Origin of the sequence: Micavibrio aeruginosavorus ARL-13 (assembly GCF_000226315.1) — a bacterium.
Taxonomy (GTDB): domain Bacteria; phylum Pseudomonadota; class Alphaproteobacteria; order Micavibrionales; family Micavibrionaceae; genus Micavibrio; species Micavibrio aeruginosavorus_B.
In genome coordinates this window covers 2448568-2463129 of record NC_016026.1, presented here as the reverse complement: position 1 = coordinate 2463129, position 14562 = coordinate 2448568, and the positions used below count along the sequence as shown (strand labels likewise).

14 protein-coding genes and 1 tRNA gene are annotated in these 14562 nt (G+C 55.6%); 4 read left to right on the top strand and 11 right to left on the bottom strand.

The features are described from left to right. Positions 1-77 precede the first annotated feature (77 nt). The 3 genes from MICA_RS11700 to MICA_RS11690 all read right to left on the bottom strand — a co-directional run bounded on the left by MICA_RS11700 (position 78) and on the right by MICA_RS11690 (position 2082). A complete protein-coding gene (locus MICA_RS11700; protein ID WP_041794647.1) occupies positions 78-1358 on the bottom strand; it encodes an O-antigen ligase family protein in 1281 nt (426 codons plus the stop codon). A gap of 165 nt (positions 1359-1523) precedes the next feature. Beyond that, positions 1524-1880, bottom strand: coding sequence for a hypothetical protein (locus MICA_RS11695; protein WP_014103983.1), 357 nt, complete (start codon positions 1878-1880; stop codon positions 1524-1526). Positions 1881-1953: 73 nt separating this feature from the next. After that, positions 1954-2082, bottom strand: a complete 129-nt coding sequence (locus MICA_RS11690) for an entericidin A/B family lipoprotein (RefSeq protein ID WP_014103982.1) — start codon at positions 2080-2082, stop codon at positions 1954-1956. A gap of 258 nt (positions 2083-2340) precedes the next feature. Between MICA_RS11690 and MICA_RS11685 the strand changes: the two genes are divergently transcribed. Together MICA_RS11685 and MICA_RS11680 are read left to right on the top strand one after the other, a co-directional pair. Beyond that, on the top strand, positions 2341-2832 hold the full coding sequence (locus MICA_RS11685) for a DUF4402 domain-containing protein (RefSeq protein ID WP_014103981.1): 492 nt from the start codon (positions 2341-2343) through the stop codon (positions 2830-2832). 299 nt (positions 2833-3131) lie between these two features. Continuing rightward, positions 3132-6848, top strand: coding sequence for a LamG-like jellyroll fold domain-containing protein (locus MICA_RS11680; RefSeq protein ID WP_014103980.1), 3717 nt, complete (start codon positions 3132-3134; stop codon positions 6846-6848). Between the two features lie 124 nt (positions 6849-6972). On the opposite strand, the gene MICA_RS11675 is transcribed toward MICA_RS11680, so the two are convergent. Then, positions 6973-7212: a helix-turn-helix domain-containing protein gene (locus MICA_RS11675; protein WP_014103979.1), complete on the bottom strand. Its 240-nt coding sequence runs from the start codon at positions 7210-7212 to the stop codon at positions 6973-6975. Between the two features lie 105 nt (positions 7213-7317). Here MICA_RS11675 and MICA_RS11670 point away from each other — a divergent pair, with 105 nt between their 5' ends. Both MICA_RS11670 and MICA_RS11665 read left to right on the top strand, forming a co-directional pair. Beyond that, on the top strand, positions 7318-7659 hold the full coding sequence (locus tag MICA_RS11670) for a hypothetical protein (protein WP_041794111.1): 342 nt from the start codon (positions 7318-7320) through the stop codon (positions 7657-7659). A gap of 67 nt (positions 7660-7726) precedes the next feature. Then, the gene (locus MICA_RS11665; RefSeq protein ID WP_049782154.1) at positions 7727-8071 is read left to right on the top strand and encodes a S24 family peptidase; all 345 of its coding nucleotides are present in this window, start codon (positions 7727-7729) and stop codon (positions 8069-8071) included. 818 nt (positions 8072-8889) lie between these two features. Here the strand turns inward: MICA_RS11665 and MICA_RS12510 are convergent. From MICA_RS12510 to MICA_RS11625, 7 genes are all read right to left on the bottom strand, one after another. Then, positions 8890-9276, bottom strand: coding sequence for a winged helix domain-containing protein (locus MICA_RS12510; protein WP_407635801.1), 387 nt, complete (start codon positions 9274-9276; stop codon positions 8890-8892). 3 nt (positions 9277-9279) lie between these two features. Beyond that, a complete protein-coding gene (locus MICA_RS12085) occupies positions 9280-9456 on the bottom strand; it encodes a helix-turn-helix domain-containing protein (RefSeq protein WP_014103978.1) in 177 nt (58 codons plus the stop codon). Positions 9457-9559: 103 nt separating this feature from the next. Further along, positions 9560-10204, bottom strand: a complete 645-nt coding sequence (locus tag MICA_RS11645; protein ID WP_041794109.1) for a hypothetical protein — start codon at positions 10202-10204, stop codon at positions 9560-9562. Next, complete coding sequence (locus tag MICA_RS11640) at positions 10194-11432, bottom strand: tyrosine-type recombinase/integrase (RefSeq protein WP_014103975.1); 1239 nt, start codon at positions 11430-11432, stop codon at positions 10194-10196. Before MICA_RS11640 ends, MICA_RS11645 begins: the two co-directional genes overlap by 11 nt. A 164-nt stretch (positions 11433-11596) precedes the next feature. Next, positions 11597-11672: transfer RNA gene (locus MICA_RS11635), tRNA-Ala, on the bottom strand. A gap of 220 nt (positions 11673-11892) precedes the next feature. Next, the gene (locus MICA_RS11630; RefSeq protein WP_014103974.1) at positions 11893-13545 is read right to left on the bottom strand and encodes a sigma-54-dependent transcriptional regulator; all 1653 of its coding nucleotides are present in this window, start codon (positions 13543-13545) and stop codon (positions 11893-11895) included. 214 nt (positions 13546-13759) lie between these two features. Next, positions 13760-14473 (bottom strand): Bax inhibitor-1/YccA family protein, encoded by a 714-nt coding sequence (locus MICA_RS11625; protein WP_014103973.1) that lies wholly within the window; start codon positions 14471-14473, stop codon positions 13760-13762. Between the last annotated feature and the right edge of the window lie 89 nt (positions 14474-14562).

The following is a 14562-nucleotide window of genomic DNA, read 5'->3' as shown; positions in this document are numbered from 1 at the left end:
TGTTGAAGGTGTACGAAAAGACCCGCTCGCTGCGCCCGGTAAGGCCGGGGCGTGTGGCGCGTCTGGTATCTATCATATCATGCCGTGGGGCTGAGCCAAGCGGGACGGTTGAAGGATAGCGGAAAACGGACCGGAACCGACCGGATTTTCAGGGTCAGCGCGGTCAGCCCGATCATCAGCATACAGGCCCCCAGCCACCAGCCCTGCCACAGCCCATATCCGGTCAGGCTCACCGAACAGGTGGCCAGAAAAACGGCCAGAACCAGACGCCGGTTGGTCCGGCCCAAACCGTCAATGCGGCGGAACAGGGCGGCCACGGCCACCATGGTCAGGGCCGCACCCAGCGCGCCAAATTCAATCCAGATCTGCAACACACCATTATGGGGATGCATGATCGTGCTGGCGGGTTCATAGATTTTGGCGTTGTCGAAATCGGTGATCACCCGGCTGGCCTCAATCCCGAACCCGGTAAGCGGGTTTTGCAGGGCGTAGCGGCTGACGAAATCCCAGATTTCCATGCGCTCCAGCGGATTGGCGGCACTGTCCAGAAACATGGGTTCCATGGGGGTCGCCAGATGGCGGAACATGGCGATGGCCAGAAACGGGCCTGTCGCAATTCCGGCCAGCATGATCCATTTCAAAATCCGGCGCGGCCAGATCGACACAACGGGAAACGCCACCAGAACGCCAACCCCGATGATAAAGGCCAGCAAGGCGGTCTGGCTGTCGCTGGTATGAATGGCGGCGAAGCCCAGCGCCACAATCGCGGCGGCCATGCCCCACCCCACCAAACCCGGCCACAGGCGCAACGCCATGACCATGGCGGGCAGGCTGCACAAGGTCAGCGTCATACACGCGCGGTTGGTTTCATAGGTGCCGATGATGATGTCGGCGTCCAGACCGTGGGTCAGGCGGTAAAGCGGCTGGCCCGTATAATAATCTCCGACGATCACGCTCCATCCGGCCATGACGGCCAGCGGGATGATTTTGGCCATGCGGGCCAGCGTGTCGCGATCCGCACCGCGGCACAACCCGACCATCAACGCACCGGGGATCAGCACCATGGCGATTTTGCCCGCGCGCTCGCCCGCTTCTGCGGGATCAATCGCCCACAGCGTGCTGCAGGCGGCCAGCGCCACAATCACCCCTGTGCACATCAGGGCGGCGGGATAAACCGGGGGCCATGTACGGGTCCATCCCGCCCAGATCAGCACAGGCACTGCCCCCAGCACCAGCGGCATCGCGGAGAGTGTGCGCGGCAATAAGGACGCGGCAAGCAGGACCAGGGTCAGCGCCCCCAGTAAAACCATGGTTTGGCGCGGTGACAGGAGGGCCCCTTGATCAGGCGTGGACCCCATGGACAATGATTTTAAAAAAGCCGTTATCATGAGCGGGTTTTTAGCATGTCCCCCGGGCCCAAGTCACGCAAAAGGCCCCCGATTCACGAAAACCGCATACATCGCAAAAAGCGCGCCGCGATGAGCCATCGGGTGCGCTTTTAAAATCAGTGTCTTAGGCTGTCGTTACGGCAGCAGGGCCCCTTGCACCGGGGTCGGGTTGGCTTCCATGCCCGGGACGATGGCGGTTTGCGGATCGCTCAGCGTATCGCCCGTGTTGGCCACAGGGGTGTCGACCATCGTTGTGGCTCCATCCGGGGTGTCACCACCGGCGGCCGGCGCAATCGCATTCAAGGCAGCGGCTTCGTCATCGGCAGCGGCCAGCGCTGGGGTGTTGACGGTGGGGTCGGTCAAGGCTTGCGGGCCAGAGGCGGTGAAATACCCGCCAAAGCCATCATCCGCGGCCAAAGCCGGGGCCGTCATCGCCCCGCAGGCGAGGATAAGGCTCAGCAGGCCGGTGCGGATTATACCGGTATGGATCATGGTTAAACTCCCTGTGTTTATTGTTATTGATCCGATTGGCCGGGGATGTGTCCCCCCGGTTTAACCTGAATTTTTACCAGGACTGGATCTTTTCGCCGGCGCGTTCAACGTCACGCCCCATGCCATCAATCGTGTTCCCGCATGCCGAAAGCGATCCGGCGGCCAGAACAATTAAAACGGCCAACATCAAACCTGTGCGCATTTTTTAAAGCCCTTATCGAGAAGTGTGATTTTTAAAAACAGCCTCCGAAAGGTAGCAAAGCCACAGCATCCGGGAAAGGCGGAAATACGTCCCGCCATCAGGTTATGAGAGGAATATAGCCCCAATCGGCCCCCAATCCACCCTCTTTCGTGCTTTGGGCGCAAGTCTCTGGAAATAAATGGTTTCTTCAGGTTTGGGTGGGGTGAAAGCGGTTGCAACGCGCCGTTGAGCGCTTATAATCAGGGACAGGACCAAGCCATGATGAAAAGCGATAAAGCCCTGCTTCTGGCGGGCGGTATGTTGATGAGCCTGACCCTCGCCCCGCTCCGCGCGGCGGCGCAGACGATCGACTGCAATTTGCCTTTGGTGTTTGGAACCCTGCTGTCTTGTCCGGGGGCGGGGTCGGTGACGGTAACGCCGTCGAACGGGCGCAGCACGACCGGGTGCGTCACCGCCATTCCGGGGGCGTTTAGCCGGGGTGTGTGCCTTGTGCAAAGCGTGTCGTCCAGCGCCACGGGGGCCGATATGGTCCAGATCAGCGCCCCGGCATCGGTGGTTTTAAACGGCCCGGGCGGGGCGACCATGGTCATAGACCAGTTCAATGTCGGAACCGATGCGGGCGGCGTGCAATACACCGTTACTGCTGGCGGGGCCGCCACCGCCCCGATTGGCGCCCGTCTGAACATTCAGTCCGGTCAGGCGGCGGGCAGCTATAGCGGCAGCTACACCATCAACGCCAATTACCAGTAACATCTTGATTTATAAAAACTTCCCCTCCCTTTTTGGTGGGATTGCTGATATTATGTAAACATAAGCGCTTGATAATAAACACCTTTTTCGACTTTGACCCCCTCTAAAATTAAGAAATGGATCAGCCCGCCCTTGCATAATAGAGGCACGGTGGTGGGGCCCCCATGACCAGTATTTGAGAAAGCGACTCTGTCCGGGTCTTGATCTCAGATCGGGTGGCCCCGCCTCCCGTCTTATCTCCTCCGCGTTGGCGTTTCTGCGTTTGCTCCCGTAACAGATGAAACCCAGGGCTTTTGCCGATGTCCACATTCACCATGCAAATCGTTGCCAGCGCATCGTTCAGCGCCGACGCGCCGACGCTTGAGGTTTTGGTGGGTGGTGTCGTGGTTGGATCGGCCCAGATTACATCCGGCGCGAATGGTGATTATTTCTTCACGCTCGATTTTGAAAATGATTATCCATCCAGCCTGCAATTCCGTTTCAATGATGCCTCGGGCGAAGGCGGGCGTAGCATTTCGATCGCATCCGTTCGCATCAACGGGACACAAGTCGACACCAGCTACATCACGCTGCTGACCCTGTTGCAGACCCAGACATCGACATTGAACGCGGCGGCGGTGGATCATTTATTTGGCCGCACGACCCCGACAGAAGGCGATTTTTCCGGTACACCCAACAACGGCACGGGCGGCGATGACAGCATCGTTGGGTCCAACACCGACCCCGATATCATCAATGCCGGAAATGGCCATGACCGCATTCGCGGGCGCGATGCCGCCAACGCCATTTTTGGCGGGGCGGGCGACGATAAAATTTTTGCCGGGGCGGGCAATGATGTTGTGATCGGCGGGACGGGCGCGGACTGGCTCTATGGTGAAGATGGTGATGACATTCTCTACGGCGATGATGGGGATGACATTATCGTTGGCGGACTGGGCAATGATGTGGCCAACGGCGGCGTTGGTAACGACACGCTGAGCGGCGAAGCCGGGGCCGATATCCTGTTCGGCGATGATGGCAATGACATGCTGATCGGCGGGGCGGGCGACGATCATCTGTTCGGGGATGATGGTGCGGACACGCTGTCTGGCGGGGCGGATAATGACACGCTCTATGGTGGCCTGGGCAATGATAAACTCTACGGCGATGCCGGAAATGACACGCTCTACGGTGAAGCGGGCGATGATTTGCTCAATGGTGGGGCGGGCGATGATATTTTGTACGGCAACAATGACAACGATACGCTGATTGGCGGGTTGGGTAACGACACGCTGGATGGCGGGGCCGGGGATGATGTGATGAATGGCGGGGCGGGCACAGACACCCTGACCTATGCCAGTGCCGCTGCGGGGATTACGATTTCACTGCTGCTGACCACGGCGCAGAATACTGGCGGATCCGGAACGGACACGATTTCCAATTTTGAAAACCTGGTCGGCTCGGATTATGCCGACGTGCTGACCGGAAACACGCTGGCCAATATTATCAGCGGCGGGCTGGGCAATGATGTGATTGATGGGGGTCTGGGCAACGACATGCTGGATGGCGGCGCCGGAACCAATACGGTTGTTTACCAAAGCGCAACGTCCGGCGTAACGGTCAATCTGGCCACGGGATCAGCCACGGGCGGTGCGGGCACGGATACGCTGTCGAATTTCCTGCATCTGGTGGGGTCGGATTATGCCGATACACTGACCGGAACGACGGGCAATAACATTATTTCCGGCGGGTTGGGTGGTGATACGATCAATGGCGGGGATGGTAGCGATACGCTTTATGCCGTGTCGGCCCCGGTGACCGTCTTTACCACCAATTTCAACAGCGGCACGGAAAGCTTTGTTTACGCCGACAATGTTTTTGGCGGCACGGGCGGGGCCTATGTCAGTGGCAGCCGCAATACCGGGGATGGCGTCAACGGCAACGGGTCGCTGGAAGTGTTCTTTGATGGCACCAACGCGACAGCCAGCGGTCCCATGTCCGGCGGGCACAGCCGCGCCTTCACCTTGACCGAAGATGTGCAGGATACGGTGCTGACCTTCCAGTACAAGGTGATCCGCTCCGGCACCTATGAAACGGACGAAGACAGTTTCGTCTATGTCGAAATTGACGGCGTGCGCTATGGCCTGAACGGCAACGACCATATTGTCCGCATGGAAAGCGATGGCAACGACCCCACCTATGACACCGGATGGCGACAGGTCAGCATTGATCTGGGCACGTTGTATCAGGGCAATCACACCATCACGCTGGGCGGTTTGGTTGAGGGCAAAAATGCGGCGGATGAAGACACCACCATCCGGTTCGACAACATCGCCATTCGCACCGATCCGGGCAGTGATGACGGTGTATCCAATATCCTGAATGGCGGCAATGGCAATGATACGCTGTATGGCAGTGCCGGGACGGATACGCTGAATGGCAATGATGGGGCGGATACGCTCTATTCCGGATCAACGGCCAATGTGACCTCGGCCTCCATCCTCGCGGCGTATCCGGGACTGGTGTACAATGCCACGACGGGCAGTTTTTATCTGCATGTTACCACGGCCCTGACGTGGGAGGCGGCCAATTCTGCGGCGACGGCTTATCTGGTCAATGGCGTGGCCGGGCATCTGGCCCATTCCAATTCCGCGACGGAAAACGCCTATCTGGATGCGATTACGGGCACGGCCAATTTCTGGCTGGGCGGTTCGGATGGGACCGTGAACGGCGAATGGCGCTGGGTCGGCGGACCGGATGATGGCACGCAATTCTGGCAGGGACTGGCCAACGGGTCCGCGATTGGCGGGGCCTATACCAACTGGGGTTCGGGCGAACCCAACGATTATAACGGGTTCGAAGCGCACCTTGAATTTTACAATGGCGGCGTCTGGAACGACCAGCTGCCCAGCACCACGCGCGGTTACGTGATCGAATGGGAAGCGGACCAGATTTTAACGTCCGGCAACCCGACCGTTCTGGCCGGGGGTGATGGGCTGGATCAACTTTATGGGTCGGATGGCGCGGACATTTTCCAGTTTGACTGGATTGGCGCGGCCAATGACGATGATGTGATCCATGATTTTGATTATAATGATGGCGACGGGCTGGATTTATCCGATTTGCTGGCCGCGTTCGATCCGGTGACCGAGGCGATCGCCGATTTCGTGGCCTTAAGCGACGGCACCAGTGCGGACCTCTATCAATTCATCACGCTGAATTATGATCCGCTACTCTATTACCGCATGGGCGAAGCGAACGGCAGCACGATGGTCGATGCCATGGGGATTTTGAACGGCACCTATGACAACAACCCGGGCAAAAACAATACGGCGTTTAACGCCGCGATTGGTGACGGGTCCATCGATTTCAACGGCAGCAACGAACGCGGCCGTGTTGATGACAACGCCATTTTTGACCTGACCGCCGGAACCTTCATGGCGTGGGCCAAATCCGAAACCGGAACGGGCACGCATTCGATTTTATCCAAACACGGGTCCGGCACCACCAACGGTCAATTTCATTTCGGGGCGAATTTATCGAACGGCAATGTCACGGGCGAATTGCAAATTGGCGGCTCCACCTACACCATCAATGTCGACCCCATCGCCATGGGCGCGGCGGACGACGTGGACCAGAATGACTGGAATTTCTACGCCTTTACCTTCGGCGCGGGTGGGGCGACCCTGTATTTCAACGGTGTCGCGGTCTATTCCAACGCCAATTTCACGTCCATTACGGGATCGGATTATCGCTTTATCGTCGGCGCGGAAAATTCGGGCGGCAACACGACCTACGCCGAATACTGGAACGGCGACATCGACGAAGTGGCCGTCTATGACTACAAAATGGGCAGCCAGTCCATCAACCACATCTACCAGGCGGGCCTGAACGCCTTCAACGGTGCCGTCCCCACCGGCCTCTACGTCTCCCCCACCGGGGCCTACACGGATTACACTAAAATCGCCGACTTCGCCGGGGTCACCAATGTGACAAACGCGATGGACCTGTTCGATGCCGGACAGATCATTGTGTAGATTTTGTTTTTAAGGGGAAATGGTGGCCCAATCCCTCTGTGATTGAGACGGTAGGGCGTTGATAAAGCATGGTCTTTATCCCAGCGCTGGGGTGCTATACCCCTAATCGTACCCCCAATAGTTTTTATGCCGTCTTCTTGCACGGCGTTGCGCTGGGGCAAACACAGCCTTCATCACTGAAGGAAACTCCTCCAGCCTCGAGCGCGGCTTTGATGGCCTTGATGGTTCCCAGTGAGGATGAATCTGGGCCTTTCAGCTCCACGCGCTTAATGGTGGGCGCTGATACACCGGCTTGCTTGGCCAGTTCATCTTGGCTCCAATTCAAAAAAGCTCGCGCGGCGCGGATCTGGGGGGCGGTAATCATATTTATCCTTTTGGTATCATTTCATGTTCTTTTTGTTTACTTTCTGGGTAAACTTTGATACAGATAGTATCATCTATAAAACTTTTATGAAAGGTGCGGCTTATCATGAATCTTATCGAGCAATCAGGTTTTTACGTTGAGAGCAACAATGCGGACCAAGCTTTGTTTGACCTCTTTGCGCGGCGTTCTCAGTTATTGGGGCAGACCAAAACAAATATCTCTCAGTATGGAGGGCATGAGGCGGACAGGATGAATGAAGTTCTTTTTGACCAAGTGTGTGATGTAGAAAAAGAGATAACCGCTTACTCACCTCAGACAAAAATTGGGTTTAAAGAAAAGGCCAATTTTCTTTTGCATGAGATTGAGCTTTGGCACAGCTCCGGTAGCTGGGAGCACAATGTTACGGCTTCGCTTGTGAAAGATTTGGAAAGAGCGCTGGGCGCATAGAGGGTTTTCGCCGCATTACGCGCGCGTAATGCGCGTAAATTCCCCACAACACTGAAAGGAAGCCAAAATGACAGCAACTTCAGCTTTGACGAACGCCACAATTCCACCCATTCAGAATTTTAAGCGAGATTTTTCTCAGCTCATGACGGTTTCTATGAAGGGGGATTCAATGTCTCCCAAAATCAAGCCAGGGGATGGTGTTGTGATTGATACAACGCTCACTCTCCCCACTCCTGAAGGTCTCTTTGCGCTCAGAGTGATGGGTGAGCTGGATATTGTCCGCCTTCAGTGGAAACCAGCCCTCAAAAAACTCATGATAATTCGTGAAAACCCTACATATAAGACCTTCGTGGTGGATCCCTCCGCAATCTGTATTGTGGGCAGGGTGATTGGAATTATGCGTTATGAATAAAATTACTTTGACCAAGTGCAATTAGGTAAAGGGGCATGATTGTCTATACGCGCGCGCGTATGGGCTCCGATAATTCACCGGTTGGTCGCTCCTTCGTGGTTCGCGGGGGTTTGTGCTTTATTCGAACCACATTTCCTCGATGAGACGCACCCGCTACGCTACGCTTTGCTGTGTGGGGCAGCTACGCTACGCGGGTGCTCCTACGGAGCCTATGGCTAGATGTATATACTGTATCTCTGGTGACACTGTGGAATGCGCGAAAAGGCGTTTACAGTCCCATAGGAGATACCGTGGAGCGCTCTATCTGTCCGCTACTGTTTGTGTTGTCCCTCCAGTGGGACTGTGTGTCCCTCTGGTGACACCGTGTTCTAAATTTTCGCGGGCTTGTGACTTGCCCCAGTCGCGCCATTCATTGGTGGGAGCCCGGTCTCCATTGGCCTCATGGGTGAGAACCCAGCGCCGGGACTTACGTGTCTTCAGGCGGAAATCGGAATATTCTCCTACTTTCAGGAACCCGTGCCCAATAAGGTCCTCAAAAGCGCGCGCGGCCGTATTCTTGCTTATATTCAATAATGCCGCGGCTTCCCGGCAGGAGAGTGGGATCTCGCCATTGTTGCTCCCGCTATAGCGCCGGCGAACATGACACCAGAGAGCCTGTGCTTCCGCGCTTAGTGACCGCCAGGCTGGGCTATCCATCATGTCGTGACGAAGCATGACAAATCTGGGGCCGCTACGGCCTTTGGTCTTTGCATAGTTTTTTGACATTTGATTGCCCGGAAAAAGGGGGCGGGCCCCATAGAGCGCCGCCCCTGCGTGTTTTAAGGGGTGGCCCATTCAGTTGGGTACAGGATCCTAACCGGAGTATGCAGGATATACCGCGCATGCCAGCCGCCATCGTGTTCTTCCCTGATGGTGGAGATGTCTAGGCCTATTTGTCGGAGTTCATGCACGTAAGCGGCAAACCTGAGTGCCCAGGAGGATATTTCCAGTGCTGTGCAACCCTTGTTTCCAGAGACAATCAGGGTCACGAGTGAGCGGGCAACCTGTCCCTTTACTGTGTGCACGGCGCTGGGCTGGTTTTCGACTTGGAATTTAACAGCCAGCCGCCGTCCTTGTCGCAAAGGCCTTGTTGCTATAGCGTATAGGTCTGTACCCGATTTACCGAAGACCCCGCTGCCCGGCGGGGTTTTTGTTTCTAAGGTCATGGATTATGCCCCTTTCCGATAGTTCGGGAGGGTGGAAACCCAGCGCTCTAGCTCTGATTTCTCAATCAGCGTCTTTTTGCCGGATTTGCGGGCTTTGATTTCACCATTGGCCAAAATTTCATAAAGACGGGTACGCCCAATCTTCAGTGTTTGGCAGGCTTCTGGGACCGTGAGTAACATTTTCATCCTTTCGTGTTCTGCGTTGTTCGTACAAACACAAAAGGTATGGATGATATCGAAATGCTGATAGTACGTAGAAAAAATATACCTACGTCAATTTTTCTCACCCAATGTCCAATAGCAACTGTTTAAACTTTGTAAGTGCGGTTTTTGCCTTGGGATGTGAAAATGCAAAAATTTCTTCAGTAGAAAATATTTTCATAGCGGTTTGTTTATGCATTGAGAAATTGGGAAACATAATGCGGTGAGCTTTGATGTCATCGAAGTATTTTGAAATCGTCCAAAAATTACTTGAAATACACTCTTTTCGGTATAATTCATGCGCCTTTCTAACCTTAACAATACTTGCTTTGTAACCAGCATTGGTCATCCACAAGCTTACGTGCTCGATTGCTGGTTTTCTGGGCAAGCCATAGTGAACAAGTCCATCGACAAAGAAGCCAAAGAAATCATTTTCGCGCTTTGTTTCAAGAATGTGTCCAAAAGCTTTGTGGGGTAGAGTTTCTGCTAGTTCTCCAAGTGTATTTCTTAATGCGTACAGCTCGTTTTTATGCTGCGTATAATTAGCTTCCATCATCAATGCGTATATGAACACACTCTCGAAGTATTCTTGGATTAGTAAATGAGGGTTGGAATCAGGACTTTTCGCTTTTTCTAAAATAGCCAGAAATCCCTTTGTAAAAAGCGGTAGGTATTCATCAAAAGTTGTTGTCGCAATGTCGCGAGTGTTAATTTTTCTATCGACCATGACCGTTGCCTATTTTTAAAGCGGTTGTTTGAAAATGTGTATGAGCAATGGAATCAAGGTGGTCTGCCCAATCCTGCATCATCTTTTTGCGCTGGGATAGAAACTGTGTCCGGTCGTAAGCCTCACCCAGTGGGTTGGATGTGCGGTGGGCGAGCTGTTTCTCGATAATCTCACTGTCGTATCCCAGCGCTTCGCGAATGGCAGTGCGGGCCAGTGCGCGGAATCCGTGGGCGGTCATGCGGTCCGTATAGCCAAGGCGCTTAACGGCCTGATTGACGGTTCCATCGCTCATGGGCTTTCTGGGCTGGATCTGGGAGGGAAAGACGTAGGGCGTATTGAGCTTTCCGGTTTCTTCGCGCTGGGCTTCCAGAATGGCTATGGCCTGCATGGAAAGGGGAACAATGTGATCCCGGCGCATTTTCATGCGCTCTGCTGGGATGACCCACTGGCGAGCTTCAAAGTCCATTTCTGACCATTGGGCTTGCCGTATCTCGCCCGGCCGGGTGAAGCACAGCATGGATAAATGGATGGCTCGGCGCGTCCGGGCATAAAGACGGGCATCGTTTTGCCCCAGCGCTTTTAGGAATGCGGGGAGTTCTTTCGGGTCGATGGAGGCGAAGTGTTCAGCTTTCCTGCCTTTTAGCGCGCCACGGAGGTCTGCTGAGGCGTCCCGCGTGCATTTGCCTGTCTGGATACCGTAACGGAAGACCTGGCCGCAAATCTGCTTGGTGCGGCCGGCAATATCCAGTGCACCTCGTTTCTCAATTTTGCGAAGAGCATCCAGAAGTTCCGGTGGCGTAATTTGCGCAATGGGCCGCTGTCCTATTTCCGGGAAGATGTTCACGGTCAGGCCGCGTAAGACTTTCTCGGCGTATTTGGGGCTCCATCGTTCTTTCTGGTTCTCAACCCACTCCAGAGCGACGGCCTCGAATGTATTTTGCGCGTTGCGTAGGGCATTGCGCTTTCCTTCGCGTTTATGGCTTACCGGGTCGGCGCCGGACTGTATGAGCTTCTTTGCGTCGTCCCGGGCTTGTCTGGCGTCTGCCAAGGATGTGAGGGGATATGGCCCGATGGCCAGCAGCTTTTCTTTGCCTAAAAACCGGTATTTGAGGCGCCAGTGCTTTGCACCATTGGGATTGACCAGCAGATACAATCCACCACCGTCAGCCAGCTTGTATGGCTTTTCCTTCGGTTTGGCGTTCTTGCAGGTGGTATTTGTCAGCGTCATCGTACCCCCAGATCCGCGACTGTACCCCCAACGCTACCCCCAAATTATGCGGGTGTAAACGAACAAGGGAGAACAAAAGGGAACTGGAGTGGACGAATATCCGAAGAAACGCGCGGGTTTCACGGTTTGTGGCGGTCGGTGACGAATTGTGGTGATAAGAAAAATGGTGGACCCAATCGGGATCGAACCGACGACCTCCTGCATGCCATGCAGGCGCTCTCCCAGCTGAGCTATGGGCCCTTCTTTTGAAAGACGAGCGGAAAATAGCCGCCTTCTGCGGCCGTTTCAAGCGCAAAATCCGGAAAACCATGAAAAAGACCCTGTTTGGCCCGGGGGTGGGCGGAAACAGGGTCTTTTCGCAGGGGGCCAGTCTTTGCGGCTGGCTTTTTGAGGGGTTCGCCAGAGGGTGTTGTCCGGGGTTCAAGCGGGGCCTCTGGTTTGGTCTGGCGGGGTTGCTCGCCTATTTATGCCCCTGCTTATCCGCCTGGTCCCACACCGCTTTTTTGCGGTAGATGGTCGAGGGCGAGATGTCCAGCAACGCGGCGGCCCGGGGAATGTTGCCGCCGCAAACGTTGATGGCCTGCTCAATCGCCACACGTTCCGTGATGGCCAGAGGCTGGATAACCGGTGTGCCGCCCATGGTGTCGGCATGATGGTGCTGATGCGGGTCGTGACGGCCGCTGTTCAAATCCCCCAACGTCATGGGTGGGGTCAGCCCGTGTGAAGACAGGACCGGCCCGCGCCCGCTCAGGGCCATATCATGGGCCTCGGCGCTGTGCAGGATACGGTCGGACAGCATCTGGGCCTGGACCATCGGGCCGTCATGCATGACCACGACATTGCGGATGATGTTTTGCAACTGGCGGATATTCCCCGGCCATTCATAGTGCCGCAGGATATCGGCGGCGGCGGCATCGAAACCGTGGAAGGCCTTTTTCTCCTCCGCCGCGTAGCGCAGCAACAGGGTTTGCGCGATGTCGATGACATCATCCCCCCGCGCCCGCAACGGCGGCATCGAAATGGGCAGGACGTGCAGGCGATAAAACAGGTCGGCACGGAAACGGCCCGAGCGGACATCATCCAACGGGTCGCGGTTGGTGGCGCAAATAATGCGCACATCCACGCTTTCCAGACGGCTGCCACCCACACGCTGGAACGTGCCATCCTGCAGGAAGCGCAGCAATTTCGTCTGCATATTCGGGTCCATGTCGCCGATTTCGTCGAGGAACAATGTCCCGCCATCGGCCAGTTTCGCCGCGCCCTCGCGGTCATTGATGGCGCCGGTGAAGGCTCCGCGCACGTGACCGAACAATTCGCTTTCCAGCAAATCACGCGGAATGGCGGCGCAGTTCAGGGGCACGAACGGGCCCTTGGACCGGGGGGAGTGGCGGTGAATGGCCTCGGCACAGACTTCTTTCCCGGTGCCGGATTCTCCGGTGATAAACACTGTGGCGCTGGACCGCGCGGCGTTTTGAATATTGTCGTACAGGCGCATCATCACGGGCGATGTGCCGATGAAGCCGCCGAAATCGGTACCCTGAAGAATGCGCTGCGTGTCGTATCCATCGGCGCGGCGGGGCTGATTGATGTCGTAATCATTCTGGGGTTGTGAACCGTCAGGCTGAAATCCTGCGATGTTTCCGGGCATGGTTTCGGTTTCGTTTGTTCCGCGATCTGATGTCGGGTTTTGGGATTTCATCTGGCTTTCATCCTTTGGGGCTAGAGCGTCCTTTTTCGAGAAGTCGTTATCCAGTTCTTCGGCGACCGCGTGGGACAGGCGATCCATGCTGATCGGTTTGGTCAGGATGGATCGCGCGCCGCGGCGCATCGCTTCGTCGCGCACGGGGGCGAAATCGGTTCCGGTGATAATGATGACCGGCGGGTGTTCGGGCATGTCGTTGGTTTGTTGCATCACATCCAGACCCGAACAATCCGGCAGGTCCAGATCCAGCAACATCAGGTCGGCCCCATAGCGCTTTAAATCCTCGATCGCGTCGCGCCCGGTATAGGCGCACCGTACATCGTAGCCCTGCGCTTTCAGAAATGTTTCATAGGTGCGGGCGAGTGATGCCGTATCGTCGACAAGAAGTATACGCGTCTTGTGCGGTTCCATGTTGCCCCCCTTTGCTCCATGCATGGATTCAGAATATAGGCCCAAGCTTAAGGATTCATAAGATGATTACGGGGGTGTGATTGCATTAGAATATTCGAGTATAAAAAAACGCCCGGACAACCGGGCGTTTAGTCGTTTTGCACTGCACGCGTGCGAAAAATTTATTTAAGGGACTATCCTTCTGCGTTGAAGAATTCGTCTCTTTTCGCGTGACCTATTCCCGTTGGCCGAGCAGGCTCAGCAGGAACTGGAACAGCATGATGAAGTTCACATACAGGCTGAGCGCCCCCATAACGGCGGATTTGCCATTGGCTTCGGCCCCGTGGGCTTCGCTGTACATTTCCTTGATGTTCTGCGTGTCAAACGCGATCAGGCCGGTGTAAATCAAAACACCAACGCACGAAATGACGAAGTCCATCATTGCGCTTTGCAGGAACAGGTTCACCACAATCGCGATCAGCAAGCCAATCACACCCATGACCAGCAGACCTTGCAGGCCGCTCAGATCTTTCTTGGTTGTGTAACCAAAAATGGATGTACCGGCGAACATACCCGCGGTGATGAAAAACACCTTGGCGATGCTGACGCCCGTATAGGCCAGGAAGATTACGCCCAGCGACAAACCAAACGCCGCCGAGAACAGGTAGAACAGGCTGGTCAGTTGGGCTGCGCTTTTGGTCATCAAGGCGCGCTGGTTAAAGCCAAAGAACATGAACACCAGCGGCAGGAACATCAGCACATAGGCCAGCGGCGTGGTGTACAGAATTTTCGCAACGGGCTCGATGCTGGACACAACGTACGCGGTGACGCCCGTGACGGCCAGGCCCAGACCCATGGTGTTGTACACCTTCTGGAAGTGGGCGCGCAGGCCAGCATCATAGGCAACTGCGCCAGTGGTGGTTTGCGTCGTAAAACGATCGGGTTGCATATCTTTCTTCTCTCCATTCGATAGCGAAGGCGGCCATCATGACCGCCTCAGATAGTCATATAGCGTATTGTAAGCATTCGTGAAGAGGG